Origin of the sequence: Legionella shakespearei DSM 23087 (assembly GCF_000373765.1) — a bacterium.
Classification (GTDB): domain Bacteria; phylum Pseudomonadota; class Gammaproteobacteria; order Legionellales; family Legionellaceae; genus Legionella; species Legionella shakespearei.
Window position 1 is genome coordinate 1 of sequence record NZ_KB892431.1, and the last position, 2,015, is coordinate 2,015.

The window sequence follows — 2,015 nt, forward strand, 5'->3', positions numbered from 1 at the left end:
TTACAGCGAATGCGCGATTTTTCCATGGCATGGATAACATTCCACGCCATGGATGGTTATTAAATAAGTTGGCAATACTTATGTATAAAGATATGACCGTCAGGAAGCGGAACAGTTATATTGGCACGTACTTTATTTCTTGCACCGATACACCGAGCTCTCGGAGATGTGCTGAAAAATCAGTTGCTTGCAACCGGGCTACAAATCCAAAACTCCGTGCGTGACAATACGATCTACTAATCAAATACTTTAAGATCAGTATGATCTAAATTTGACTGAAAGACTGCAAAATTCGTATAATACACTGCATGTGATTCTTTAAGGTAATTTCTCATGCCCTACGTATACAACAGCATTTTCGATGGATCCAGCATCGTTACCAAAGCAGATATGTGCGCTATTCTTAATCTCGATCCACTCAGACCAGGCTTAAGCTTTAGCGCTGCAGAAATAAATAAGGCATACAAACTACGCGCATTACGCCTGCATCCAGACAGCCAAAATCGTCACAGTGACCATGCTCTTCCGAAAGAAGTCTGCGAAGCGGCATTTAACGATGCTGTTTTAGCCAAAACATATCTGCTTAATGGTGAAGACAATATTCCTGGAAAAGCATTAAAAGAAAAATTGAACTCATTGGAATCAGAAGATTTTATTGATCTCATTATTAATACTTTAAACGGCATCAAAGAAGGCAGCCAAACAATTTCTGAAACGGTAAACTGGGTCTACTGGCTCAGCAGTGGTCTCCTGGTTACTGTCCTCCTGTCTACCTATTCAGACAGTGACTTAAACCTCCGCTATGTCAACGAATTTTCTGAACTGTTAACGACTCTACGACCTTATTTGCAAGGTATTGATGGAACGGCTGTTGCCTCATTTTTAAAGTTATTAAGAGAGACCATTGGAACAGCCGAAGAATTAAATAGTGATGAGCTTATTGCCCAAATCAAGCTTATTTCACCAGAACTTCTTGATTCGCTTGTCACTGCAGATAAATTGGATGCACTGATTTTAGCATTAAAAGAATCAGGCCAGGCATTAAAAACCATTTTGACTGATGACTTTATTGATCAGGTACAGCATATCGTCAGTTTTTGGCCGCAACTCCTGGCAAATCTCCCTACATGGAAACAACTTATTGGGGTATATTTTGTTTCTCTGCTGTTCACTGCGACCAGCTTGCCCAAGTACTTTAACGCATTAAAAGTCATCTCGGAAACGATCATCCAACAAAAAGGAATATTGCCCTTTTTGATTGCAGCGCTGCCTATGTATCTGGTGAGTGCATTGCTGTTGCCCGTAAATATTACTTTGCAACTGGCTATTCCACTCGCGTGGATAGCTTTAAAAGCCGCATATCAATTGGTTACTAATAGCTTTTTAGTAGTCTTTGCAACGATAAATTTATTTACCTCTCTGCTTCCTGGAGCCAATAACTCCTTTAAAACTGCTGCTCTGGATCTTTTTGAAGGGGTCTTTAATTTAACCATCAGGCTGCCGCTTAATATAGGTATTGAACTACTGGATTCTGTTCTATTTATTCTTTGCAATAAAAATCCGCTTAGTCCTTTGCAAGAATGGATCAATGAACTGTTTGATTCATTGTTTGGTATCCTGCACCCGGAAAATGGGCTTGAACTGGACCAGGGTGGAGAGTCTTTTGCACTTGAGATATATGAGGAGCCTGCATTACCTGAGAAGGAAGCTCCAAATAATGCAAAACCCGATCAAAACTTTGGCTTTTTCCCCAATGCAAAATTTTTGGATGAAAAAGATCCCTGGTTAAATGATCTACTCAACAATATTGCTGCCACAGAAACCGCAGAGCACCACAGTCAATACGCTGCCTAAATCCTGGCAGGATTTGTAGCCCGTATTAGGCGTCAGCCGTAATACGGGATCGAAGTGGCAATGAACTCATTCCCGTATTACGGCTAACGCCTAATACGGGCTACGCATCCAAGAAGCCCCGAATCATCCAAAATGATATGCAAAACCTGCAACCGGTCCTG

Annotated in this window: 1 protein-coding gene; it reads left to right on the plus strand. The window is 41.0% G+C overall.

From position 1 onward, the window contains the following. Positions 1–333: 333 nt before the first annotated feature. Positions 334–1,854 (plus strand): J domain-containing protein, encoded by a 1,521-nt coding sequence (locus B094_RS0113210; RefSeq protein ID WP_018578288.1) that lies wholly within the window; start codon positions 334–336, stop codon positions 1,852–1,854. Positions 1,855–2,015 lie beyond the last annotated feature (161 nt).